Below are 22,807 nucleotides of genomic sequence, written 5' to 3' on the forward strand. Positions count from 1 at the left end.
AGCCGCGGTCCCGTCGCCGACCGAGCAAGCGGGCCTCACGCGCGAGCGGGCCGCGCGGTCGCCCATCCAGTCTCTCAAGGCCTCGGTGAAGAAGGCGGCTGCCAGCAAGTCCAGCAAGGGCAAGGCCCGAAAGCCGCGCCGGGGCTGACTTTCCGGACCGACGGGTGGGCGAGTGGACGGACGGGGCCTGCCCCCAGTCGGCTTGGGCGCACCGTCGGCGCCTTGGTGTGCTCTGAGGTTGCTATTTTATTGATAGCTGCTGGCGCTCGTGCAATAAGCGCTGGAAGCGATTTCTCAGCGAATCATTCCTCAGCGGCTCATTCGCCGCGCCAACGCACTGGCCGTCAGTGCGCGGCCTGCGTGCCACTCGTCTGCCACTTGGCCGTGGACGTACACCGCTTCGCTCGCAGCGCGATAAGCGCTGGCGCCGGCGGCCATGCGTGCGCCCACCATGCCCGCCAGCACGTCGCCCGTGCCGGCTGTGGCCAGTCGTGCGTTGCCGGTGGGGTTGATGGCGGGAACGCGGTCGGGTGCGGCCACCACTGTGCCCGAGCCCTTGAGAACGGCCACGCAGTTGAACTGTTCCGCCAGCTGCCGTGCTGCGCCAAGTCTGTCCGCCTGGATCTCGGCCGTGGTCAGGCCCAGTAGACGGGCCGCTTCCAGCGGGTGGGGGGTCAGCACAGTGGGCTGACCGTGCTGGCCGCGTGCCACTACCAGGGCGTGCAGCGCGGCCTGGTTCGCGATGGTGTTGAGCGCATCGGCATCCAGGACCAGGCGTGCCGCGCTGGTGATGACCTGAGGCAGCACGCGCGCGATGGCCTGTCCGCCGCCGCAGCCGCAGACCACGGTCAGTTGCTCCAGCGCCAGGGCATCGAAGCGGCGGAACATCAACTCGGGTTGGTGCAGATCCAGCTCCAGGCGATTGCTGTCGAGCAAGGCCACCAGGACCCGTCCCGCGCCACCATGCAGTGCGGCCGATGCGGCGAGCAGGGCTGCGCCAGACATGCCCATGCCACGTTCGTTCAGCCCTTCGCCGCCCACGACGGCCACGTCGCCATAGCTGCCCTTATGGCTGGCGTGTTGGCGGGGCTCGCTCCGCGCGGGGCCCGAGAGCCAGGCGGTCGGTGGTTCGTGCCCAGGGGGGATCCCCAGATCGTCCAGCCACACCTGGCCGGCGGCATCTCGCCCTGCGGCGGTGAACAGGCCTGGTTTGAGAGTGAGAAGGCTCAGCGTATGGCGCGGGGCCTGCGGGTAGGGCGTGTGAAGGTGCTGCGCGGGGGCGGGCGAAAAGCCTGGAGCGAATTGGCCCGTGTCCGCGTCCAGCCCGCTGGGCAGGTCGACCGCCAGTACGGGTGCCGGGCTGTGCTGGAGTGTTTGAACGCACGCTTGCAGCCGTGCATCGGCCGGGCGCACCGGGGTGGCGGGCCGCGAAGACACGCCGATGCCCAGCAGGGCATCGATGCAGAGGTCGTTGGCGCCGAGATCATCGGGTGCAGCGTCGGCCCAGACCACTCCTGCGCCCTGCGCGCGCTGCCATGAAGCCCTGGCATCCGCGGGGGCGGTGTCCGGGTGGCCCAGCCAGGTCACCACGACCGTGCGGCCGCTGTTTTGCAGATGCATTGCGGCTTCCAGGCCATCGCCGCCGTTGTTGCCCGGGCCGCAGGCAATCCACACCCGCCGGGTGTGGGGCGCCAGGGCCTGCGCCAGTTGTGCCACGGCCAGGCCGGCGCGCTGCATCAAGGTGTGCGGGGGCAGAGTTGCTGCTGCCGCGTGCTCAATGCGACGCGTGGCGGCGGTGTTGAACAGAGGGCGGGGCTGGTCGGCGGCGATGCGGATCATGGGGCGGCGCGGACGTGGTGGAGCGGCTCGCTCGCCATTGTGCGCGCTGGTGGGCTCTTGTGCGCTCTTGTGCGCGGCCCGCCGCCTGGGTGCGGCCTAGGGGTCAGAACCGGCTCCAGCCCAGGCCATCCAGCGACACTTCGGGCTCGCGCCCTGCGATCTGGTCGGCCACCGCACGGGCGCAGCCGCAGGCCAGCGCCCATCCGCCCGCGCCGTGCCCGATGTTGAGCCACAGGCCGGGGATGCCGCTGTCGCCCACCACCGGCGCGCCGTCGGGCAACAGGGGGCGGGCGCCACGCCAGATCTGCAGGCCCGACGAGAGCTGCGCGCCACCGGGAAACCAGTCGTTGAGCGTGCGGTATAGGCGTTGCAGCGTGGGCGCGTGGTGCTCGGCCACGGCCCCGCCCAGTTCGGCCCCACCGGCAATCCGTACGCGCTGGCCCAGGCGGGTGATGGCGACTTGTTGCGCGGCATCGACGACGCTGGCGCGCGGCGCGTGGGTGGCTTCGCGCAGCGGCGCGCTGACCGAGTAGCCGTGCACCGCCACCATCGGCAGCCGCAGGCCCAGCCCGGCCAGGAGCGCGGCCGACGCCGTTCCCGCGCACAGGACCACGGCATCAAAGCGGCGCACGTCCGGCTCTCCCTGCAGCGCCACGCCCGTGGGGGTGGCAAGGATGCGTTCCACGCGCGTGTTGAAAGCGAACTGCACCCCGGAGTCCTGTTGCCCCGGGGCGGCCTGGATGCCGTGGCGCAGAAGCTGCGCAAAGAGCCGGGAATTGCCCGCGCCCGCATCGGGCAGATGGATGACGCCGGCCAACGGCGCTTCGGGGGAAAGCCCCGGCTCGATCTGCCGAGCGACCTCGGCGCTGATCTCGCGCAGCCCCACACCGCAGTCACGCAGCACCTGCAAAGTGGGCTCCAGGCGTGCGCGGTCTTCCTCCGTTCGCAGCAGCACCAGGCGGCCGTCGGTCGCCTCGAAATCAAGTTCGTGCTGGCTGGCGATGGCTTTCAGGCGCGCCTGGCTGTACTGGGCCAGCCGTTCCACGGTTGCGGCCGGTGCGGAGCCAGCGCGGGCCGCGCGGCGCCAGCGCAACAGCCAGCCCACATTGGCACGGCTGATGCCGCCCGCGAGCCGCATCGTGGCGTGGGCACCCATCAGTCGCAGGCGGGGGCCGAAGCCGGGTAGCGCCCAGGGGCTGGGCAGGTGCGGTGCGAGCAGGCCGGCGGTGGCAAAGCTGGCTTCTTCCGCTACCGCGCTGCGTTGTTCAAAGACCGTGACTTCATGGCCGTCGCTGGCCAACTCGTACGCAGTGGTCACGCCGACGATTCCGGCGCCCACGATGGCAATCTTCATGGATCTGGAGTGTTTTGGGCCTCAGGCGCTTGTCCATCAAGCGCAAGCAGCTATTGTTTTTGTAGTGTTTGCTCGATCTGCAGGGCCACGTTGAGCACGGTGTCATCCCGCAGGGCCCCGTGCCAGACCATCAGGCCGACCGGGAGTTCCCCCGGCGCATGGCAGGGCAGCGACAGCGCGCAGCCGTCGAGCAGGTTGACCACGCTGGTGTTGCGCAGCAACAGGCTGTTGACGCGGAAAAACTCTGTGTCCCGCGCGGCATCTTGCGCAGGGTCGGCGCCATCGGCTGGCGCTACGTCAGCCAGGGGAGGGGCGACGATGGGCACCGTGGGGGAGAGCAGGGCGTCGTAGCCTTCCGTGTCGGCCGCCATGCGTGCAATCCACTGCTGGCGGGCCTGGAGCAGGTCGATGTACTCCCAGGCCATCATCGTGGCGCCCTTCTCGATGCGTGCCCGGACACGGGGGTCGTACTGCTCGCCAGCGCGCTGCAGCAGCTCACGGTGCCACGCGTAGCTCTCGGGCGCCGAGAAGCCGTAAGCCGGCTGGTCCAGCACGGCGGGAAGGGCGATGGTGTCGATGTGCGCTCCAGCGCGGCGCAGTGCTTCCACGCTGCGCTCGAAGGCGTGCGCCACGGTGGCGTCGGCGCCATCCAGAAACAGGGTAGAAGGCACGGCCAGCCGGTACTGCGATAGCGGCGCCAGACTCCGCGTGACCCGCCGGGCTGCCAGGATTTCATGGGCCACGATGGCGTCGCGAACCGTGCGTGTCAGCGCGCAGGCGGTGTCCAGCGTCGTCGACAGGGGGATGGCGCCCGCAGTGGGAACCAGCCGGGCGGTGCTCTTGAACCCAACGATGCCATTGAGCGCCGCCGGAATCCGGATGGAGCCGCCCGTGTCCGAGCCCAGCCCGATGAACGCAGCCCCCGTGGCCACGGACACCGCGGCCCCCGAAGAAGATCCACCGGGAACGCGCACCGGCCCGGGCAGCGCGCCAGAGCGCGCGTCCCAGGCGGCCGGGGTGCCGTAGTGCGGATTGACTCCCACGCCTGAAAACGCGAACTCCACCATGTTGGTCCGGCCTATCAGCGTCGCGCCCGCGGCACGAAGACGGGCTACCGCGGGGCTGTCCTGCTGGGCGCAAGGGGCCTTCGCCAGCACGGTAGAACCGGCGGGGGTGGGCTGGCCTTGCACGTCGAAAAGGTCCTTGACCGACACCGCCAGGCCCGCCAGCGGAAGTTGTTGCACATCAGGTTGCACCACCGTGGTGCGCGCGGAATCAAAGAGCGTGCGCACAAAACTATGGTTGTTGGACGGTGCCAGGGCTGCTTCGATGCAGCGCTCGAGTTCGGCGGGCGCGGTGGTGGCGCCGTCCCGCAGCTGGGTGCGGGTGGCGATCAGGTCGTCAAGCATGGGTGTGCTAGAATCTTTGGGTTTTGCTGGGTGCAGTTGCGCCAGGTGCATTGATTGCACGTTGCGCGTGGCGGCTCTCGCAAAACCAATCGCAAAGCAGCCCTGTCAAGGTGTTGCAGTGTTCGTGAAATCACGGTGCTGCAAATATTGGGGCTGATTTTAGACCTAACCTTTGGAGTATTTTTATGTCCGTTACCATGCGCGAAATGCTGGAAGCCGGTGTCCACTTCGGTCACCAAACCCGCTTCTGGAACCCCAAGATGGCCCCCTACATCTTCGGCCATCGCAACAAGATCCACATCATCAACCTGGAAAAGTCGCTCCCGCTGTTCCAGGAAGCCCAAAAGTTTGCCAAGCAACTGACCGCCAACCGCGGCACCATCCTGATGGTGGGCACCAAGCGCCAAGCCCGTGAAATCCTGGCCGCCGAAGCGCAGCGCGCTGGCGTGCCCTTTGTCGATCAGCGCTGGCTGGGCGGCATGCTGACGAACTTCAAGACCGTGAAGACCTCGATCAAGCGCCTGAAGGACATGAAGGCTCAGCAGGAAGCCGGCCTCGAGAACCTGAGCAAGAAGGAGCAACTGACGTTCTCCCGCGAAATCGAAAAGCTCGAAAAGGACATCGGCGGCATCCAGGACATGGCTGCGCTGCCCGACGCCATCTTCATCATCGACGTGGGCTTCCACAAGATCGCTGTGGCCGAAGCCAAGAAGCTGGGCATTCCGCTGATCGGTGTGGTGGATACCAACCACTCGCCTGAAGGCATCGACTACGTGATCCCCGGCAACGACGACTCGGCCAAGGCTGTGACTCTGTATGCCCGTGGCATCGCCGACGCCATCATCGAAGGCCGCGCCAATGCCGTGAACGAAGTGGCCAAGGCCGCTTCTGCTGAAAGCACCGACGAATTCGTGGAAGTGCAAGAAGCCGCCGCCTGAGTGCCCGGCTGCGCGATCCGTCGCGAACAAAAGCGGGGCCCCTGGTGAGCCCCCTTTTTTTTAGCCCGAATCTGAACCCATTGAACTGAACACTGAAGGAATAAAGATGGCTGCAATTACCGCAAGCATGGTGGCTGAACTGCGTGGCAAGACCGACGCCCCGATGATGGAATGCAAGAAGGCCCTGACGGAAGCCGATGGCGACATGGCCAAGGCAGAAGAGCTGCTGCGCGTCAAGCTCGGCACCAAGGCCGGCAAGGCTGCCTCGCGCGTCACGGCCGAAGGCGTGGTTGCCAGCTACATCGATGGCACCACGGGCGCCCTGGTGGAAGTCAATAGCGAAACCGACTTCGTTTCCAAGAACGACAGCTTCATCGCCATGGCCAACGCGGCTGCCAAGCTCGTGGCCCTGAACAATCCCGCCGACATCGAAGCTCTGGGTGCTCTGGCCTACGAGCAGGACGGCTTCGGCCCCACGCTGGAAGATGTGCGCAAGGGTCTGATCGGCAAGATTGGCGAAAACATGTCGTTCCGCCGCTTCAAGCGCTTCAGCGGCTCCAACCTGGCTGCTTACCTGCACGGTTCGCGCATCGGTGTGGTCGTCGAGTTCGACGGCGACGCCACCGCCGCCAAGGACGTCGCCATGCACGTGGCCGCCATGAAGCCCGTGGCCCTGACCAGCGCTGATGTGCCTGCCGACCTGATCGCCAAGGAGCGTTCGGTGGCCGAAGGCAAGGCCGACGAAGCCAACAAGGAACTCGTGGCCGCTGGCAAGCCCGCACAAAGCGCTGAAATCACCGCCAAGCGCATCGACGGCGCTGTGCAGAAGTACCTGAAGGAAGTCTCGCTGGCCGACCAGGTCTTCGTGAAGGCCGCCGACGGCAAGCAGACCGTGGCTCAGATGCTCAAGGCTGCCAACACCAACGTGAAGGGCTTCACCCTGTACGTGGTGGGCGAAGGCATTGAGAAGAAGGTGGACGACTTCGCTGCTGAAGTGGCCGCGCAAGTGGCCGCCGCCAAGGCCGCTGCCTGATCACGTCCTGCAACCCACCAGCCCCCGTCACACTTTGGAGACCTTGCCCATGACCACTGCCGCACCAGCTCACAAGCGCATTTTGCTCAAGCTGTCTGGTGAGGCGCTGATGGGCGACGACTCCTTTGGCATCAACCGCGCCACCATCGTTCGCATGGTGGAAGAGATCGCGGAAGTCACGCGCCTGGGCGTCCAGGTGGCGGTGGTGATCGGCGGGGGCAATATTTTCCGCGGCGTGGCGGGCGGCTCGGTGGGCATGGACCGCGCCACGGCCGACTACATGGGCATGCTGGCCACCGTCATGAATGCACTGGCCCTGGCGGATGCCATGGACAAGCAAGGCCTGGTGGCACGGGTGATGTCCGCCATTGCCATCGAGCAGGTCGTTGAGCCCTACGTGCGGCCCAAGGCGTTGCAATACCTCGAAGAAGGCAAGGTGGTGGTGTTTGCCGCCGGCACCGGCAATCCCTTCTTCACGACCGACACCGCTGCTGCCCTGCGGGGGGCCGAGATCGGCGCCGAGTTGGTGCTCAAGGCTACCAAGGTGGACGGCGTATATACTGCCGACCCCCAGAAGGACCCCTCGGCCACGCGCTACAGCAAGCTGAGCTTTGACGAGGCCATGTCCCGCAATTTGGGCATCATGGATGCGACCGCCTTCGCACTGTGCCGCGACCAGAAGCTGCCGGTGAAGGTGTTCTCGATCATCAAGCATGGCGCCCTGAAGCGCGTGGTGATGGGCGAGGACGAAGGTACGCTGGTTTACGCTTGATCACGATGGATGGGCCTGCACCGGATGCGGGTCGGCTCCAGGAGAAAACATGACGATTGCCGACATCAAGAAAACTGCCGAAACCAAGATGGACCAGTCCATCACGGCGTTCAAGAACAACCTGCAGAAGATTCGCACCGGCCGTGCCAATCCAGCGCTGCTTGACACGGTGCAGGTCGAGTACTACGGCTCCATGGTTCCCCTGAGCCAGGTGGCCAACGTGGCACTGATCGATTCGCGCACCATCAGTGTCCAGCCCTGGGAAAAGGGGATGGGTGCCAAGATTGAAAAGGCCATCCGCGAGAGCGATCTGGGCCTGAACCCCGCATCGATGGGGGATCTGATCCGCGTGCCCATGCCGCCCATGAGCGAAGAGCGCCGCAAGGAAATGACCAAGCTGGCCCGCAATGAAGGCGAGAATGCCAAGATTGCCGTGCGCAACCTCCGCCGCGATGCCAATGAATCCGTCAAGAAACTGGTGAAGGACAAGCTGGCGTCCGAAGACGACCAGAAGCGCGCAGAGACCGACGTGCAGAAGTTCACGGACAAACACATTGCCGAGATAGATGCGCTGGTGGCCGCGAAGGAACAGGAAATCATGGCGGTCTGAGCCCGCGCAGGTATTCTGATCGTTTTGCATGCCATTACCTCAGGTGGTGCCACACCACATTGCTATCGTCATGGATGGCAACGGCCGCTGGGCCACGCGCCGCTTTCTGCCGCGCCTGGCGGGCCACAAGCAAGGGGTTGATTCGCTGCGCCGCTGCGCTCGCGCCTGCGTGGAGCGGGGCGTCGGCGTCTTGACCGTTTTTGCGTTTTCTTCCGAAAACTGGAACCGCCCAGCCGACGAGGTCTCCGGGCTCATGGAATTGCTGGCCATGGCGCTGGCACGGGAAGTACCCCAGCTCAAGAAGGACGGGGTCCGCCTTTACTTTGTCGGCGAACGGGCGAACCTCTCGCCCAAGGTGCGCGACGGACTGGCCGAGGCCGAGGCCGCCACGGCGCAGAACACGCGACTGGTGCTGAATGTCTGCTTCAACTACGGTGGCCGCTGGGATATCGCTCAGGCGGCGGCCACGCTTGCGAGCCGAGGCGAGCCAATCACCGAGGCGAGCCTGCACACTGCAATGGGGCTGGCGCACGTCCCTGACCCGGACTTGGTGATCCGAACGGGCGGAGAAATGCGCATCAGCAATTTCCTTCTTTGGCAGGCTGCATACTCCGAGTTCTTTTTTAGCGACCGTCTCTGGCCGGATTTCGACGAATCGGCACTGGACGAGGCGCTCGCGGCCTACAGCGGCCGAGAACGCCGCTTTGGCAAAACCTCCGAACAGATCCTGTCCGCGCATCCTCCGGTGGTGCCGGGCTGAGAGAACCTGCGAAGGTTCTGAAAGGCCCCATGCTCAAACAGCGCATCATCACAGCTCTTGTCCTGCTGGCCATTCTGCTGCCGGCACTCTTCTACTCCTCCACCGAGCCTTTCACGGTCGTGGTGCTGGTGCTCATGGCCGCCGGGGCGTGGGAATGGGGGCGGCTGAGCGGGTTTGGCCAAGCCGGGTCTGTGGCGGTGGGAGCCGTGTGCGTGGCCCTGTGCGCTGGCTCGTGGGCATTGGGGTGGCTCGACCGTCCGTTGACGGGGCTCTGGGTGGCTGGGGGCGGGCTGTGGGTGCTGGCTGCGGCATGGCTGCTCAGGGCCGGCGTGCCGGGCTGGCCGCGCATTCCTTCCGCGGTCAGGCTGGTGGCCGGTGTGCTGGCTTTGTGGCTGGCGTGGCTGGCGGTGGTACAGGCGCGCAAGGTCGGTATCAATTTCCTGTTGTCCGTGTTGCTGCTGGTGTGGGTGGCCGACATCTTTGCCTACTTTGCGGGTCGCGCTTTCGGACTGCGTTTCACCAAGGGCAAGCTGGCGCCCTCCATCAGCCCCGGCAAGAGCTGGGAAGGTGTCTGGGGGGGCTTGGCGGGGGTGGTGGTGATGGCGTTTGCCTGGGTGGCCGCGGATGCCCACTGGCAGGCCGCCGTGCCCAGCTTTTACAGCCGCATGGCACAGCCGGGCTGGTGGCTGCTGATCATTGCGGCGCTGTTCATGGTTGCCATGAGCGTTTCGGGCGATCTGGTGGAGTCGCTGATCAAGCGCAGCGCGGGCGTCAAGGACAGCAGCGGGCTGCTGCCGGGCCATGGCGGTGTTCTTGACCGCGTGGATGCCCTGCTGCCCACGCTGCCCCTGGCGATGATGCTGACCAGCCTCACGATGCAATGATGAAGAAACAACGAATCACAGTTCTGGGCTCCACCGGGTCCATCGGCACCAGCACGCTGGATGTCGTCTCTCGGCACCCGGATCGGTTTGAGGTGTTTGCCCTGAGCGCGGCCACGCAGGTGGACCTGATGCTGGCACAGTGCGCTCAGTTCAAGCCCCGCTATGCCGTGATGGCCAGCGCCGACCACGGCCACGCATTGGCGGAAAAAATCAAGGCAAATGGGCTTCCAACGCAAGTACTTCAAGCGCAAGAAGCTATCGAAACAATAGCATCTCACCCGGATGTGGATGCCGTGATGGCGGCCATCGTCGGAGCTGCCGGCTTGGCGCCCTGCCTGGCTGCGGCGCGGGCGGGCAAGCGGCTTCTGCTGGCCAACAAGGAAGCCCTGGTGGTCGGTGGCGGGCTGTTCATGCACACGGTGCGCGAGGGCGGCGCGACCTTGCTGCCCATCGACAGCGAACACTCCGCGATTTTCCAGTGCCTGCCCGAAGACCCGGCAACCTGGGCAGACCGGGTGGATAGCATTCTGCTCACGGCGTCCGGTGGCCCATTTCGGCAACGGGACCCCTCCACGCTGTCGCAGATCACGCCCGCGCAGGCCTGCGCGCATCCCAATTTTTCGATGGGTCGCAAGATCTCGGTGGACTCGGCCACGATGATGAACAAGGCCCTCGAGGTGATCGAGGCGCGCTGGCTGTTTGATCTGCATCCGGACCAGATCAAGGTGGTGATCCATCCGCAGCAAATCATCCATTCGATGGTGCAATTCAAGGACGCATCCATCCTCGCCCAACTGGGGACGCCTGACATGCGCGTGCCCATTGCCTGTGGACTGGCGTGGCCCGAGCGCATCGAGAGTGGCGCAAGCAGGCTTGATTTTTCGGCGCTGTCCGCGCTGGCATTCGAGGACGCCGACGCGCGGCGTTTTCCGGGGTTGCACCTGTCGTGGCAAGCGCTCAAATCCGCCGAAGGGACGACAGCCGTGCTCAACGCCGCCAACGAGGTGGCCGTGGGTGCGTTTTTGTCGGGCCGGCTGCGGTTTGACCACATCCACGCCGTGAACCTTGCAACTTTGGAGAAGGTTCTGCCCTCCAAGCCTGATTCGCTCGCAGCGCTACTGGATCTGGACGCCCAGGCCCGCCACGCCGCCGAGCATGCCGCCGGGCGTCTGGCGGCATGAGAGGCTGAGAACCTTTTGTCCCAACCCGCCATGCACGCCAAAACACGCCGCCTCGTCGTTGCAAATGCTCGCCATAGCTCGACTTGTGGCTGTGCTTTGCGCCTAGAACCGAAGCGTTTTCGCGCGCCTTTCGGGCTTGGCCAAGAAACTCTCAGCCCCTGAGTTTTCCACCACGGATCCGAACATGCTCCTGACTGCCGTTGCCTTCGTCGTGGCCCTCGGCCTCCTGATTGCGGTGCACGAATACGGCCACTACCGCGTGGCCGTGGCCTGTGGTGTGAAGGTGCTGCGGTTTTCCGTGGGGTTTGGCCAGCCGCTGCTGCGCTGGCAACCCAAGGGGTCGCCCACTGAGTTTGTGCTGGGCGCATTCCCTCTGGGAGGGTATGTTCGCATGCTGGATGAGCGCGAGGCTCCCGTTGCGCCGCATGAGCGGCACCTGGCCTTCAACACCCAGCCGCTGCGTTCGCGGGCGGCCATCGTGGCTGCCGGGCCGTTGGCAAACCTTCTGTTGGCAGTGTTGCTGTACGCCATCGTGAACTGGAACGGCGTGCAGGAGCCCAAGGCGATCCTCGCCAGCCCGGTGTCGGGCTCTGTTGCGCAGAACGCGGGCTTGCGTGGCGGGGAGTTGGTGATGAACGCGGCGCTGGGCTCTGACGACATGGAGCCTGTGCGTTCGTTTGAGGACCTGCGCTGGCTGCTGACGCGGGGGGCGCTGGAAGGGGTGAACGTCCGCCTGGACGTGCAACCTGCGTCGCGCACGGCGCATCGCGAGATCCTGCTCGACATGTCGAGCATCGACAGCCGGGAAGCGGACGCGCAACTGTTTCGAAAAATCGGAATTCTGGGGCCGTGGACGAGGCCGGTGCTGGGCGAAGTGATGCCCGATGGCGCTGCGGCGCGTGCCGGATTGCGCGAGGGCGACGTGGTGCTCCAAGTGGGCGCGACGGAGGTTGTGGACGGACAACAGCTGCGCGAGTTGATCCGCCAATCGGTGCGAGGCCGCGAGCCGCTGGCCCAACCCTGGCGCATTGACCGCGCTGGCCAATTGCTCACACTCGACGTGGTGCCCGAGGCCAGGGCCGAGCCTGGCATGACGGTGGGCCGCATCGGCGCCTATGTGGGGGCAGCCCCCGAGTTTGTGACCGTCGAGTACGGCGTCGTGGAAGGGGCCTGGGCGGGCGTGGTCAAGACATGGGACGTCTCGCTGCTGACGCTGAAGATGATGGGCCGCATGGTGATCGGGGAGGCATCCCTCAAGAACCTGAGCGGACCCTTGACGATTGCCGACTACGCGGGGCGTTCCGCCAGCCTTGGTTTGACGCAGTACCTCGTGTTCCTGGCCCTCATCAGCGTGAGCCTGGGGGTGCTGAACTTGCTTCCGCTGCCCGTCTTGGACGGAGGGCACCTGATGTATTATCTTTGGGAGGGTGTGACGGGCAAGGCAGTGTCTGACGCATGGATGGAGCGCTTTCAGCGTGGGGGCGTTGCGGTCCTGCTGCTCATGATGTCCATTGCCCTGTTCAACGATATCACCCGGCTCTTTGGCTAACACTTCTGCCGCGCTTGCACTGCAACTGCGGCGCTAGCTTCATTCATGAAAAAACACATCAATCGACTGGGCGTGCGCACCGCATCGGCCGTTGCAGCCATGGTTTTTGCCGCCAACGCGGCATGGGCTCTGGAGCCATTCAAGGTGCAGGACATCCGCGTCGAGGGTCTGCAGCGCGTGGAACCCGGTACGGTGTTCGCTTCGATGCCCCTGCGGGTGGGCGACGACTACAACGACGAAAAGGGCGCGGCAGCGATCCGCGCGCTTTTTGGTCTGGGGCTTTTCAAGGATGTCCGCCTGGAAGCCGCGGGCAACGTGCTCGTCGTGGTGGTGGAGGAGCGCCCCACCGTGGCGGATGTGGACTTTGCCGGTACCCGCGAGTTCGACAAGGATGTGCTCAAGAAAGCCATGCGCGAAGTCGGGCTGACGGAAGGCCGTCCCTATGACAAGGCGCTCACCGACCGGGCTGAGCAGGAACTCAAGCGCCAGTACATCAACAAGAGCCTGTACGGCGCCGAGGTCGTTACCACCGTCACGCCGATTGAGCGCAACCGGGTCAACCTGACCTTTACCGTGACGGAGGGCGAGCCCGCCCGCATTAAGGAAGTCCGCATTGTCGGCAACAAGGCCTTCAGCGAGTCGACCCTGAAGGGACTCTTCGACCAGGACACCGGCGGATGGCTCAGCTGGTACACCAAATCCGATCGCTACTCGCGCGCCAAGCTCAATGCCGACCTGGAAACCCTGCGCTCTTACTATCTGCAACGCGGGTACCTGGAGTTCCGGGTGGACTCTACGCAGGTGGCCATCTCCCCCGACAAGCAGGACATTTCCATCACCGTGAATGTCACCGAGGGCGAGCGCTATGTGGTGTCTGGCGTCAAGCTCGAAGGCAACTACCTCGATCGCGAAGATGAGTTCAAGTCCCTTGTGACCATCCGTGTGGGCGAGCCCTACAACGCCGACCAGGTCACCGAAACGACCAAGGCGTTTTCGGAATACTTCGCGCGATTCGGCTTTGCGTTTGCCCGCATTGAGGCCGTGCCCGAGATTGACCGCGAAAACAACCGAGTGACCTTCGTGCTGCAGGCTGAGCCATCGCGCCGTGCGTATGTGCGACGGATCAACGTGAGCGGCAACAACCGCACGCGGGATGAAGTGATCCGGCGGGAGTTCCGGCAGTACGAAGCGTCGTGGTACGACGGCGAAAAGATCCGCCTGTCTCGCGACCGTGTAGACCGCCTGGGATTCTTCACGGAAGTGAGCGTGGAAACCCAGGAAGTGCCTGGTTCTCCCGATCAGGTGGATCTGGTGATCAACGTGGCTGAAAAGCCCACGGGTTCGCTGCAGATGGGCGTAGGGTTCTCCAGTGCCGAGAAGATGTCGCTGTCGTTCGGAATCAAGCAGGAAAACATTTTCGGTTCCGGCAACTACCTGGGCATCGACGTCAACACCAGCAAGTACCGCCGCACGCTGGTGTTCAGCACCACCAACCCCTATTTCACGCCCGAAGGCATTTCGCGCACGCTGGACGTTTACTACCGCACGGACAAGCCCTACGAGGACCAAGGCGGTAACTACCAGCTCGTCACCACGGGCACGTCTGTGCGGTTTGGCGTGCCTTTCAGCGAGAACGACACAGTGTTCTTTGGTGGTGGGCTGGAGCAGACCAAGATCAAGCCAGGCACGAACATTCCCGCCACGTACCTTGCCTACGCCGACCAGTTCGGGTACAGCAGCACGTCGATTCCCCTCACCATCGGCTGGTCGCGTGACGACCGGGACAGTGCGCTGGCACCCAATTCGGGGCGGTATCAGCGCCTCAACTCGGAGTGGTCGGTGGCTGGCGATGCGCGCTACGTTCGCGCCAACTACCAATACCAGCAATACGTGCCGCTCAACAAGCGCTTCACCATCGCCTTCAATGGGGAACTGGGCATTGGCAAGGGGATGAATGGCCGGCCCTTCCCGGTGTTCAAGAATTTCTACTCGGGTGGCCTGGGCTCCGTGCGTGGTTTCGACCAGGGCACTCTGGGGCCGCGCGACGTGACCGGTGCGTCACTGGGCGGACCGAAGAAGGTCACGCTGAACGCGGAGTTGATCGCTCCGTTCCCTGGCGCCGGGAACGACCGGACCTTGCGCGTGTTCACGTTCTTCGACGTGGGCAATGTGTACGGAGAAAACGAGAAGGTCACCTTCAGCGACATGCGTGCATCCGCTGGCGTGGGGCTGAGCTGGATTTCTCCGCTGGGTCCGCTGCGCCTGGCCTTTGCGCAACCAGTGCGCAAGTTTGCCGGCGATAGAATCCAGAAACTGCAATTCCAGATTGGAACGTCTTTCTAATGAAACCTATTTCTCGCCATATTTCTTTGGCCCTGCTGCTGGGCTCGATGGCCCTGGCGGCCCCTGCGCAAGCACAAGAGTTCAAGGCTGGGTTTGTCAACACAGACCGCATCTTCCGGGAAGCCAGCACGGCCAAGGCCGCGCAGGCCAAGCTGGAGCAGGAGTTCTCCCGCCGCGAGAAAGAACTGGTGGACATGGGCAACACCCTGAAGACCGCCACGGAAAAATTCGAGCGGGAAGCCCCGACGATGGCTGAAAGCCAGCGCACGACCCGCCAGCGGCAGCTGGTGGACCAGGACCGGGAGTTCCAGCGCAAGCGCCGTGAATTCCAGGAAGACCTGAGCGCCCGCAAGAACGAAGAACTGTCCCAGGTGCTCGAGCGTGCCAACAAGGTGGTGAAGCAAGTTGCAGAGGCTGAAAAGTACGACGTGATCCTCCAGGAAGCCGTCTACATCAACCCCAAGCATGACATCACCGACAAGGTGATCAAGGCGCTGAATGCCTCTACCGGCAAGTAAGCCGCTGCGTGGGATGGGTGGCGCGTGAGCTTGCTTCTTGGGCACATCGTCGATGCACTCGGTGGCTCGCTGGAAGGAGGTGCGGCACGGGATGCCGTCATCTCCCGCATCGCGCCCCTGGAGGTAGCCGGGCCGGGCGACCTCAGTTTCCTGAGCAACCCGCGCTATCAGCAGCAACTGGCCGCCTCCCGGGCGGCCTGTGTCATTGTGGCGCCTGCCATGCGCGAAGCCGCCTTGGCGCGGGGCGCCTGCATCGTCGCGGACAACCCCTACGTCTATTTTGCGCGGGCCACCCAGCTTTGGCGGCAGCACAATGCGCCCGCCGTGCAGGGGGGGGTTCACCCCAGCGCGGTGGTGGATCCTTCGGCCCATGTGGACGCCACTGCCACCGTCGGTCCGCTGTGCGTGGTGGAGCGCGGTGCGCACATCGGCGCGGGCACCGTGCTCAAGTCTCGCGTGACGGTGGGTGAGGGCTGCCGCATCGGTGCTCGCTGCATCCTGCATTCAGGCGTGGTGATTGGCGCCGATGGCTTTGGCTTTGCGCCCGACCGTGGTCAATGGGTGAAGATCGAACAATTGGGTGCTGTGCACATTGGCGATGACGTCGAAATCGGCGCAAACACCTGCGTGGACCGTGGTGCTCTGCTGGACACCGTCATCGAAGACGGCGTGAAACTCGACAACCTGATCCAGGTCGGGCACAACGTGCGCATTGGCAAGCACTCTGCCATGGCGGGGTGCGTGGGCATTGCCGGCAGTGCCACCATCGGCGCCCACTGCACGGTGGGTGGCGGTGCCATTGTGCTGGGGCATCTTGAGCTGGCAGACAACGTGCACATCTCGGCGGCGACCGTGGTCACGCGCTCGCTCACCCAGCCTGGGCAGTACACCGGCATGTTTCCCATCGACGACAATGCGCGCTGGGAAAAAAACGCTGCAACACTCAAACAACTGCATAGCTTGCGCGAGCGCATCAAGGCGCTGGAGCAGGCCCTCAAGGCAGCATGAACGGAAGAACAACTCGATGATGGATATCCACGCAATTCTCAAGCAACTGCCGCACCGCTACCCGTTCCTGCTGGTGGACAAGGTGATCGAGCTTGAGAGCAACGCACGCATCAAGGCCATCAAGAACGTGACGTTCAACGAGCCCTACTTCATGGGGCACTTTCCCGGCCGGCCGGTGATGCCTGGCGTGTTGATCCTCGAGGCGCTGGCCCAGGCGGCCGGATTGCTGGCTTTCGATGCCATGGGCAAGGTGCCGGATGAGAACAACATCTACTATTTCGTGGGCATCGATGGCGCGCGCTTCAAGCGTCCCGTGGAGCCGGGTGACCAGTTGATTCTGTCCATCACGATCGACCGCGTGCGCGGTGGCATCTGGAAGTTCAAGGGCGTGGCCAGCGTGGGCGACGAGGTGGCCTGCGAGGCCGAGCTGATGTGCACCATGCGCAGCGTGGGTTGATCACACCCTGGCAAGCCGTGAGCAACATCCACCCCACAGCCATCGTTGATCCGCGCGCACAAATCGACGCGACGGCCAGCATCGGGCCCTACAGCGTCATCGGCGCCCACGTCGTCATCGGCGCGGGCACCACGGTGGGTGCGCACTGCGTGATCGATGGGCGTACCACGCTGGGCCGCGACAACCGCATCTTTCAGTTCAATTCGATTGGCGCCGTTCCGCAGGACAAGAAGTACGCGGGCGAGCCCACCGAGTTGGTCATCGGCGACCGCAACACCATCCGCGAGTTCTGCACGCTCAATCTGGGCGTGCCGCAGGCGGGCGGCATCACGACGGTGGGGAACGACAACTGGATCATGGCGTACACCCACATCGCCCATGATTGCCATGTCGGGAACCACACCACGCTGGCCAACAACACGACGCTGGCCGGCCATGTCATTCTGGGCGATTGGGTGACCGTGGGCGGGCTGACGGGCATCCACCAATTCGTCAAGGTCGGCGCGCATGCCATGGTGGGCTTTGCGAGCGCAGTGTCCCAGGACGTGCCCCCGTTCATGCTGGTGGATGGCAATCCGCTGGCTGTGCGGGGCTACAACGTGGTGGGGCTGCGCCGGCGCGGGTTCTCGCCCGAGCGCATCGATGCCGTCAAGCAGATGCACAAGCTGATCTATCGCCAGGGACTCACGCTGGCGGCCGCGCGTGCTGCCATCGGGGAACTCGCGCAGTCCGCGCCAGAGGCGGGCGCTGACGTGGCCCTGATGGAGCAGTTCCTGGCCGATGCCACCCGTGGCATCGTGCGTTGAGGCGCAAACCGTGAACCCCTCTCCCCGCATCGCCATGGTGGCGGGTGAAACCTCGGGCGACCTGCTGGCGGGCCTGCTGCTGGACGGCATGCAGGCCCATTGGCCGGGCCTGCAGTCCAGTGGAATCGGCGGCCCCCAGATGCAACGCCGCGGGTTTGCCGCCTGGTGGCCCAGCGACAAGCTCGCCGTGCACGGCTACAGCATGGAAGTGCTGCGCCGGCTGCGGGAGCTGCTGCGTATCCGCAAGCAACTGCGCGAACGGCTGCTCCGGGACCGGCCAGACGTCTTCATCGGCGTGGACGCGCCCGATTTCAATCTGGGGCTGGAGGCCGACCTGCGTGCGGCGGGCATCAAGACCGTGCACTTCGTTTGCCCGTCGATCTGGGCGTGGCGCGCAGATCGCGTGGAAAAAATCCGCCGCAGCGCAGACCACGTGCTGTGCATTTTTCCGTTCGAACCCGAGTTGCTGGCGCGCCATGGCATTGCAGCCACTTATGTAGGGCACCCGCTGGCAGGCGTGATTCCCATGGTGGCGGACCGCACCGCGGCGCGTGCGGGGCTGGGGCTTGCAGACAGCGACGAAGTGCTCGCCATCCTGCCGGGCAGCCGATCTTCGGAGATCCAGTACATCGCCCCACCGTTTTTTGAGGCTGCAGCGCTTATCCGACAAGCGCGGCCGGCTATCAAATTGATAGTACCTGCCGTGCCCGCACTGCGTGAGCGCATCGAGCAGGCGGCCGTGGCTGCGGGCTTGGGCGGAGTGGTGCAGATCGTGGCGGGGCAGTCCCATGCGGTGCTCGCTGCGTGCGATGCGACGCTGATCGCCAGCGGCACTGCAACGCTGGAGGCCGCCTTGTTCAAGCGTCCGATGGTCATCGGCTACCACATGCACCCCTTGAGCTGGTGGCTGATGCGCCGCAAGCAACTGCAGCCCTGGGTGGGCTTGCCCAACATCCTGTGCGGCGATTTCGTGGTGCCCGAGCTCATCCAGGATGCGGCCACCCCGCAGGCATTGTGCGCCGCCACGCTGCAGTGGCTGGATGCGCGCCAGAACGAGCCTGCCAAAATCACCGCCCTGGAGCAGCGCTTTACGGCGTTGCATGAAAGCCTGCTGCGCAACACTCCTCAACTGGCTGCCGATGCGATCCAGAAAATCCTCCAACCGAGTGCCTGAGCAAGCTTGCCTGCCCTGGCATCCGCCGGGCCTGGTGGCGGGCGTGGATGAAGCGGGCCGTGGCCCCCTGGCGGGCCCCGTAGTGGCCGCCGCCGTCATCCTGGACGACCTGCACCCGATTGCCGGGCTGGCAGATTCCAAGAAGCTCACGCCAGCTCGCCGCGAAAAGCTCTATGACGAGATCCGTGCCAAGGCGCTGTGCTGCAGCATTGCCGAAGCCAGCGTGCAGGAGATCGACGAGCTGAACATCCTGCAGGCCACCTTGTTGGCCATGCGGCGCGCCGTCCTGGGGCTGCGGCTCAAACCGGTCATGGTGCTGGTCGATGGAAATCGGCTGCCCACGCTCGGCATTCAGTCCGAGGCCATCGTCAAGGGCGATGCGCTGGTGCCGTCCATTTCTGCGGCGTCCATTCTGGCCAAGGTGCACCGCGACCGCTGGTGCGCACAGGTGCACGAAGAATTTCCGCAGTACGGATTTGCCGGCCACAAAGGCTACGGCACTGCGGTGCACATGGCTGCCTTGCGCGAGCACGGTGCCTGCGTGTACCACCGGCGCTCGTTTGCGCCGGTGGCCGAAAGCCTCCAAGCCGCGGCCTGATCCTCCATGACCTCTCCTTCCCTCATCGCCATCCACTCCCGGGACAACCCGTTCGTGAAGGACCTGCGCCGCCTGGCGCAGGACACCACGGCGTACCGCAAGCAGGGGCGCGTCTGGCTGGAGGGCGACCACCTCTGCCGCGCGGCACTGGAGCGCGGCCAACGTCCTGCCGTGGCGGTGTTTGCAGAGTCTTTTTGGCCTCAAGCGCAGACAGAATGGGCGCAAGCAGCTACTAAAACCATAGTGCTCGCCGATGCCTTGTTTGCCGACATCAGCGGGCTGGAATCCCCGGCCCGCATGGGCTTCATCCTCGATCTGCCCGCATCCAGCGCTTTGCAACCCAGTGCAGCCACCGTGGTGCTCGATCGTGTGCAGGACGCCGGCAATGTCGGCTCCATCCTGCGCAGCGCGTCGGCGTTCGGCTTCCGGCAGGTGGTGGCGGTCAAGGGAAGCGCGGCCCTGTGGTCATCCAAGGTGCTGCGGGCGGGCATGGGCGCGCACTTTGCACTGGATCTGATCGAGGGCGTCGAACATGCGGCGGTGGGGTCGCTGGCGGTCCCGTTGCTGGTGACCAGCTCGCACGCCGGCGACTGGCTGCATCGTGCCACCTTGCCCTGGCCCTGCGCCTGGGTACTGGGGCATGAGGGGCAGGGGGTGTCACCCGCGCTGGAAGCGCGCGCTGCCCTGCGCATCCGCATCGCGCAGCCGGGCGGGGAGGAGTCCCTGAACGTCGCTGCGGCCGCGGCCATCTGCCTGCATGCCAGCGGTGCGGCGCGCTAGCTTTGACGGCGGACTGCGATGAGTGCGGTCCGCCTGGATGAGGCGCTTGTTACTGGTTGCGCAAGAACTGGCGCACGAAATCGTCCTGATTGGGCGCATCCTTTTCCGTGGCGAAGACCACTTGCTGGCCTTCCACGCGGATCTTCAACTGCGGCGCGAACTTGCATTGCACCTGGCCCAAACCAGCCGCAGTGGGCTTGAAAGCGGGTGTGTTGCGGCACATGGATTCCAGTTGCGAGGCGACCACGCCGCAAAAGCTGCCAATGCTCAAGGTCTGGAGCTTTTCGTCGTCAATCGTGGCCCAGTCCACCGTGGTTTTCACGGGAGTGCCGCAGGCTGTGGTGGCGTCCTGGTCGGCTTTGGCCAGGTCTGCCTGGATGCCGGCCAGGCGCTTGTTGCGGTCAAAGCGGGCCAGCTTTTCCTGGACACCCTGCTTCTGCTGGCGTTCGTAGCTTGCCTGCAGATCTGCCACCTTGAACGCCTTGCTTTTGTCTTCGTGAAAGGCCAGTGCCACGCCGTCACGCTTGCCCGGCAGGTAGACGACATACTGTTCATCCGATCGGTACGGGCTTCTCTGCTTGTGCAGCAGCCCGTAGCTGCGGCCATCAATGCGGGTGGAGTAGACCTCGCGCGCTGACCCCGACGTTTCCAGGTTGGCCAGGAAGACGACCTGGTCGATGGGGTCGTTGATGCCACTCACGCGCACCAGAGCCTGCTTGCCATCCGCACTGGGGGCCACAACCACCTCCATGCCTTGGGGTGCCACAAAGACCTGAGGGTACTTGGCGAGTTCCAGGGCGTGGGCAGCGAGGGTGGCAGCCAAGCCAGCCACGGCCAGGGCGAAGGGGCGAATGATTGCGCGCATTGGAAGCAGTCTCTTGAATATGGTTGAAATGAACCGGGTGGTGAAGGTAAATTGCCGGGCAGTCTAGGTGCGCGGTGATGCCTGGAGACGGTTGGAACACTTGCTTACGTAACAAGGTTATGCAAGCTCTGCATTTGGTGCAGTAAGACTGGCGAAGGGTATAATCGGGAGCTTTTCTCGCAACAGCGTCGCCCGACCGCACCCAAAGCAACAACCCATCTGAGAGCAGCCACCCCCACTTGTGTACGTCACGCGTACGAGTGGACTGCAGGCGCCGGGCGACCGTAACCATCCGGAGAACCCAGTGCTTTTGTCTCTACAGGGAACCTTCCCGCCCGCCATCCTGGCGCTCGCAGACGGCACGGTCTTTATCGGCAATTCGATCGGTGCCACCGGCACCACCGTCGGCGAAGTGGTGTTCAACACCGCCATCACCGGCTACCAGGAAATCCTCACCGACCCCAGCTACTGCCAGCAGATCGTCACGTTGACGTATCCGCACATCGGCAACTACGGCGTCAATGGCGAAGATATCGAAGCCGAGAAGGTCCATGCCGCAGGCCTCATCGTCAAAGACCTGCCCCTCTTGGCCAGCAACTTCCGCTCCACGGAGACGCTCTCGCAGTACCTTGTGCGCGAGAACACGGTGGCGATTGCCAACATCGATACGCGCAAGCTGACCCGCCTGCTGCGCAGCAAGGGCGCACAAAACGGCGCGATCATCGGCCTTGCCGCAGGGCAGGCTGTCACGCAGGCGCTCATTGACGAAGCCATCGCCAAAGCCAAAGCCGCCCCCAAGATGGCCGGGCTGGACCTGGCCCAGGTGGTGACCACGGCAGTGCGGTACGAGTGGACCCAGACCGAGTGGAAGCTGGGCTCCGGCTACGGTGAACTCGCGAAGCCGCAGTTCCATGTGGTCGCTTACGACTTCGGCGTGAAGAAGAACATCTTGCGTATGCTGGCCGAGCGCGGCTGCAAGGTCACTGTGGTGCCCGCCAAGACGCCCGCCGCCGACGTGCTCGCCCTGAACCCTGATGGCGTGTTCCTCTCCAACGGCCCTGGTGATCCAGAGCCCTGCGACTACGCCATTGCGGCCACCCGCACGATTGTGGACAGTGGCGTGCCGACCTTCGGCATCTGCCTGGGCCACCAGATCATGGCCCTGGCCGCAGGCGCCAAGACCTTCAAGATGACCCACAGCCACCACGGTGCCAACCACCCTGTGAAGGACCTGGACACTGGCCGTGTGAGCATCACCAGCCAGAACCACGGCTTTGCGGTGGATATGGAGTCGCTGCCTGCCAACCTGCGCGCCACGCACGTCAGTTTGTTCGACGGCACGCTGCAAGGGCTGGTTCACAAGGACAAGCCTGCGTTCTGCTTCCAGGGGCACCCTGAGGCGTCTCCTGGGCCGCACGACATCGCCTATCTCTTTGACCGCTTCACCGATGCCATGCGCGCGGCGAAAGCCGGCTGAGCCCCTGCAAGGAAAAGCACCATGAAACTGTTCAGCTTTCCCCTTGCATCGCTCGAAAAGGCGATTCACAAGCGTGTCCTGACCCTGCCTTCGCCCCACAAGGAGTGGTTTGCGGAGCGTTGGGCCCAAAAGCCCTACAAAAAGGCATTTGTGGAGAACAAGGCCATGCCCTTGGTCACGCTGGTTGCCAAGGGCAAGACCATGGACGACGCTGCGTTTGCAGAGCTGCTGCAAGAGTGGGAAGTGACGTTTTATGACGCGGAAGAAGAGGTCCTGCGCCCGCTGATCCAGGGCGATGGCCTGCTGCAGCTGATGCAGAAAAACCTTCCCGCCGAACGGGCTGAGGCGCTGCTCGCCAAGCTGGCAACGCGGCGCTCCACCGCTGCGGACGCAGCCGCCTCCGTACCGCCCCTCCCATCACCGGCAGCCGAACCCACGATCGACTGATCGAC

22 protein-coding genes are annotated in these 22,807 nt (G+C 64.6%); 18 read left to right on the forward strand and 4 right to left on the reverse strand.

Going from position 1 to position 22,807, the window contains the following annotated elements; all coding sequences use genetic code 11:
* Window positions 1-309 precede the first annotated feature (309 nt).
* From MRY84_RS05495 to MRY84_RS05505, 3 genes are all read right to left on the reverse strand, one after another.
* Window positions 310-1,839 (reverse strand): NAD(P)H-hydrate dehydratase, encoded by a 1,530-nt coding sequence (locus MRY84_RS05495; RefSeq protein ID WP_291504741.1) that lies wholly within the window; start codon window positions 1,837-1,839, stop codon window positions 310-312.
* Between the two features lie 103 nt (window positions 1,840-1,942).
* Complete coding sequence (locus MRY84_RS05500) at window positions 1,943-3,193, reverse strand: FAD-dependent oxidoreductase (RefSeq protein ID WP_291504742.1); 1,251 nt, start codon at window positions 3,191-3,193, stop codon at window positions 1,943-1,945.
* A gap of 50 nt (window positions 3,194-3,243) precedes the next feature.
* The gene (locus tag MRY84_RS05505; RefSeq protein WP_291504743.1) at window positions 3,244-4,602 is read right to left on the reverse strand and encodes an amidase; all 1,359 of its coding nucleotides are present in this window, start codon (window positions 4,600-4,602) and stop codon (window positions 3,244-3,246) included.
* Window positions 4,603-4,787: 185 nt separating this feature from the next.
* On the opposite strand from MRY84_RS05505, the gene rpsB reads away from it, so the two are divergent.
* The 16 genes from rpsB (at window position 4,788) to MRY84_RS05585 (ending at window position 20,013) form a co-directional block, all read left to right on the forward strand.
* On the forward strand, window positions 4,788-5,540 hold the full coding sequence (gene rpsB, locus MRY84_RS05510) for a 30S ribosomal protein S2 (RefSeq protein ID WP_291504744.1): 753 nt from the start codon (window positions 4,788-4,790) through the stop codon (window positions 5,538-5,540).
* 106 nt (window positions 5,541-5,646) lie between these two features.
* A complete protein-coding gene (gene tsf, locus MRY84_RS05515) occupies window positions 5,647-6,573 on the forward strand; it encodes a translation elongation factor Ts (protein ID WP_291504745.1) in 927 nt (308 codons plus the stop codon).
* Between the two features lie 49 nt (window positions 6,574-6,622).
* Entirely contained in the window at window positions 6,623-7,345 is a 723-nt protein-coding gene (gene pyrH, locus MRY84_RS05520; protein ID WP_291504746.1) for a UMP kinase, read from the forward strand.
* A gap of 49 nt (window positions 7,346-7,394) precedes the next feature.
* Window positions 7,395-7,955, forward strand: a complete 561-nt coding sequence (gene frr / locus MRY84_RS05525) for a ribosome recycling factor (protein ID WP_291504747.1) — start codon at window positions 7,395-7,397, stop codon at window positions 7,953-7,955.
* A gap of 28 nt (window positions 7,956-7,983) precedes the next feature.
* Window positions 7,984-8,715, forward strand: coding sequence for a polyprenyl diphosphate synthase (gene uppS, locus MRY84_RS05530; protein WP_291504748.1), 732 nt, complete (start codon window positions 7,984-7,986; stop codon window positions 8,713-8,715).
* Window positions 8,716-8,744: 29 nt separating this feature from the next.
* Window positions 8,745-9,599 carry a phosphatidate cytidylyltransferase gene (locus MRY84_RS05535; RefSeq protein WP_291504749.1) on the forward strand — a complete coding sequence of 285 codons (855 nt, stop codon included), beginning with the start codon at window positions 8,745-8,747 and terminating at the stop codon, window positions 9,597-9,599.
* Complete coding sequence (gene ispC, locus MRY84_RS05540) at window positions 9,599-10,780, forward strand: 1-deoxy-D-xylulose-5-phosphate reductoisomerase (protein WP_291504750.1); 1,182 nt, start codon at window positions 9,599-9,601, stop codon at window positions 10,778-10,780. Before MRY84_RS05535 ends, ispC begins: the two co-directional genes overlap by 1 nt.
* Before the next feature lie 184 nt (window positions 10,781-10,964).
* On the forward strand, window positions 10,965-12,329 hold the full coding sequence (gene rseP, locus MRY84_RS05545) for an RIP metalloprotease RseP (RefSeq protein ID WP_291504751.1): 1,365 nt from the start codon (window positions 10,965-10,967) through the stop codon (window positions 12,327-12,329).
* 45 nt (window positions 12,330-12,374) lie between these two features.
* Window positions 12,375-14,672 carry an outer membrane protein assembly factor BamA gene (gene bamA, locus MRY84_RS05550; RefSeq protein ID WP_291504752.1) on the forward strand — a complete coding sequence of 766 codons (2,298 nt, stop codon included), beginning with the start codon at window positions 12,375-12,377 and terminating at the stop codon, window positions 14,670-14,672.
* On the forward strand, window positions 14,672-15,190 hold the full coding sequence (locus tag MRY84_RS05555) for an OmpH family outer membrane protein (RefSeq protein ID WP_142146992.1): 519 nt from the start codon (window positions 14,672-14,674) through the stop codon (window positions 15,188-15,190). The genes bamA and MRY84_RS05555 overlap by 1 nt, the downstream gene beginning before the upstream one ends.
* Before the next feature lie 24 nt (window positions 15,191-15,214).
* Window positions 15,215-16,198: a UDP-3-O-(3-hydroxymyristoyl)glucosamine N-acyltransferase gene (gene lpxD, locus MRY84_RS05560; protein WP_291504753.1), complete on the forward strand. Its 984-nt coding sequence runs from the start codon at window positions 15,215-15,217 to the stop codon at window positions 16,196-16,198.
* A gap of 16 nt (window positions 16,199-16,214) precedes the next feature.
* Window positions 16,215-16,655, forward strand: coding sequence for a 3-hydroxyacyl-ACP dehydratase FabZ (fabZ, locus tag MRY84_RS05565; protein WP_291504754.1), 441 nt, complete (start codon window positions 16,215-16,217; stop codon window positions 16,653-16,655).
* Between the two features lie 17 nt (window positions 16,656-16,672).
* The gene (gene lpxA, locus MRY84_RS05570) at window positions 16,673-17,461 is read left to right on the forward strand and encodes an acyl-ACP--UDP-N-acetylglucosamine O-acyltransferase (RefSeq protein WP_291504755.1); all 789 of its coding nucleotides are present in this window, start codon (window positions 16,673-16,675) and stop codon (window positions 17,459-17,461) included.
* 34 nt (window positions 17,462-17,495) lie between these two features.
* On the forward strand, window positions 17,496-18,635 hold the full coding sequence (gene lpxB, locus MRY84_RS05575) for a lipid-A-disaccharide synthase (protein ID WP_291504773.1): 1,140 nt from the start codon (window positions 17,496-17,498) through the stop codon (window positions 18,633-18,635).
* Window positions 18,601-19,233 (forward strand): ribonuclease HII, encoded by a 633-nt coding sequence (gene rnhB, locus MRY84_RS05580; protein WP_291504756.1) that lies wholly within the window; start codon window positions 18,601-18,603, stop codon window positions 19,231-19,233. Before lpxB ends, rnhB begins: the two co-directional genes overlap by 35 nt.
* Window positions 19,234-19,239: 6 nt before the next feature.
* A complete protein-coding gene (locus MRY84_RS05585; RefSeq protein WP_291504757.1) occupies window positions 19,240-20,013 on the forward strand; it encodes an RNA methyltransferase in 774 nt (257 codons plus the stop codon).
* 49 nt (window positions 20,014-20,062) lie between these two features.
* Here MRY84_RS05585 and MRY84_RS05590 read toward each other — a convergent pair whose 3' ends face one another.
* A complete protein-coding gene (locus MRY84_RS05590) occupies window positions 20,063-20,878 on the reverse strand; it encodes a hypothetical protein (protein WP_291504758.1) in 816 nt (271 codons plus the stop codon).
* A 304-nt stretch (window positions 20,879-21,182) separates the two neighbouring features.
* On the opposite strand from MRY84_RS05590, the gene carA reads away from it, so the two are divergent.
* Window positions 21,183-22,355, forward strand: a complete 1,173-nt coding sequence (carA, locus tag MRY84_RS05595) for a glutamine-hydrolyzing carbamoyl-phosphate synthase small subunit (RefSeq protein WP_291504759.1) — start codon at window positions 21,183-21,185, stop codon at window positions 22,353-22,355.
* Between the two features lie 21 nt (window positions 22,356-22,376).
* The gene (locus tag MRY84_RS05600) at window positions 22,377-22,802 is read left to right on the forward strand and encodes a hypothetical protein (protein WP_291504760.1); all 426 of its coding nucleotides are present in this window, start codon (window positions 22,377-22,379) and stop codon (window positions 22,800-22,802) included.
* The last annotated feature ends 5 nt before the right edge of the window (window positions 22,803-22,807 follow it).

This window comes from Acidovorax sp., from assembly GCF_022763525.1.
GTDB lineage: Bacteria > Pseudomonadota > Gammaproteobacteria > Burkholderiales > Burkholderiaceae_C > Acidovorax.

What these genes read in the sequence shown, in the direction of transcription:
- MRY84_RS05495 (WP_291504741.1), bottom strand. Translation starts at nt 1,839, where the DNA reads ATGATCCGCATCGCCGCCGACCAGCCCCGCCCTCTGTTCAACACCGCC.
- MRY84_RS05500 (WP_291504742.1), bottom strand. Translation starts at nt 3,193, where the DNA reads ATGAAGATTGCCATCGTGGGCGCCGGAATCGTCGGCGTGACCACTGCG.
- MRY84_RS05505 (WP_291504743.1), bottom strand. Translation starts at nt 4,602, where the DNA reads ATGCTTGACGACCTGATCGCCACCCGCACCCAGCTGCGGGACGGCGCC.
- rpsB (WP_291504744.1), top strand. Translation starts at nt 4,788, where the DNA reads ATGTCCGTTACCATGCGCGAAATGCTGGAAGCCGGTGTCCACTTCGGT.
- tsf (WP_291504745.1), top strand. Translation starts at nt 5,647, where the DNA reads ATGGCTGCAATTACCGCAAGCATGGTGGCTGAACTGCGTGGCAAGACC.
- pyrH (WP_291504746.1), top strand. Translation starts at nt 6,623, where the DNA reads ATGACCACTGCCGCACCAGCTCACAAGCGCATTTTGCTCAAGCTGTCT.
- frr (WP_291504747.1), top strand. Translation starts at nt 7,395, where the DNA reads ATGACGATTGCCGACATCAAGAAAACTGCCGAAACCAAGATGGACCAG.
- uppS (WP_291504748.1), top strand. Translation starts at nt 7,984, where the DNA reads ATGCCATTACCTCAGGTGGTGCCACACCACATTGCTATCGTCATGGAT.
- MRY84_RS05535 (WP_291504749.1), top strand. Translation starts at nt 8,745, where the DNA reads ATGCTCAAACAGCGCATCATCACAGCTCTTGTCCTGCTGGCCATTCTG.
- ispC (WP_291504750.1), top strand. Translation starts at nt 9,599, where the DNA reads ATGAAGAAACAACGAATCACAGTTCTGGGCTCCACCGGGTCCATCGGC.
- rseP (WP_291504751.1), top strand. Translation starts at nt 10,965, where the DNA reads ATGCTCCTGACTGCCGTTGCCTTCGTCGTGGCCCTCGGCCTCCTGATT.
- bamA (WP_291504752.1), top strand. Translation starts at nt 12,375, where the DNA reads ATGAAAAAACACATCAATCGACTGGGCGTGCGCACCGCATCGGCCGTT.
- MRY84_RS05555 (WP_142146992.1), top strand. Translation starts at nt 14,672, where the DNA reads ATGAAACCTATTTCTCGCCATATTTCTTTGGCCCTGCTGCTGGGCTCG.
- fabZ (WP_291504754.1), top strand. Translation starts at nt 16,215, where the DNA reads ATGATGGATATCCACGCAATTCTCAAGCAACTGCCGCACCGCTACCCG.
- lpxB (WP_291504773.1), top strand. Translation starts at nt 17,496, where the DNA reads ATGGTGGCGGGTGAAACCTCGGGCGACCTGCTGGCGGGCCTGCTGCTG.
- rnhB (WP_291504756.1), top strand. Translation starts at nt 18,601, where the DNA reads ATGCGATCCAGAAAATCCTCCAACCGAGTGCCTGAGCAAGCTTGCCTG.
- MRY84_RS05585 (WP_291504757.1), top strand. Translation starts at nt 19,240, where the DNA reads ATGACCTCTCCTTCCCTCATCGCCATCCACTCCCGGGACAACCCGTTC.
- MRY84_RS05590 (WP_291504758.1), bottom strand. Translation starts at nt 20,878, where the DNA reads ATGCGCGCAATCATTCGCCCCTTCGCCCTGGCCGTGGCTGGCTTGGCT.
- MRY84_RS05600 (WP_291504760.1), top strand. Translation starts at nt 22,377, where the DNA reads ATGAAACTGTTCAGCTTTCCCCTTGCATCGCTCGAAAAGGCGATTCAC.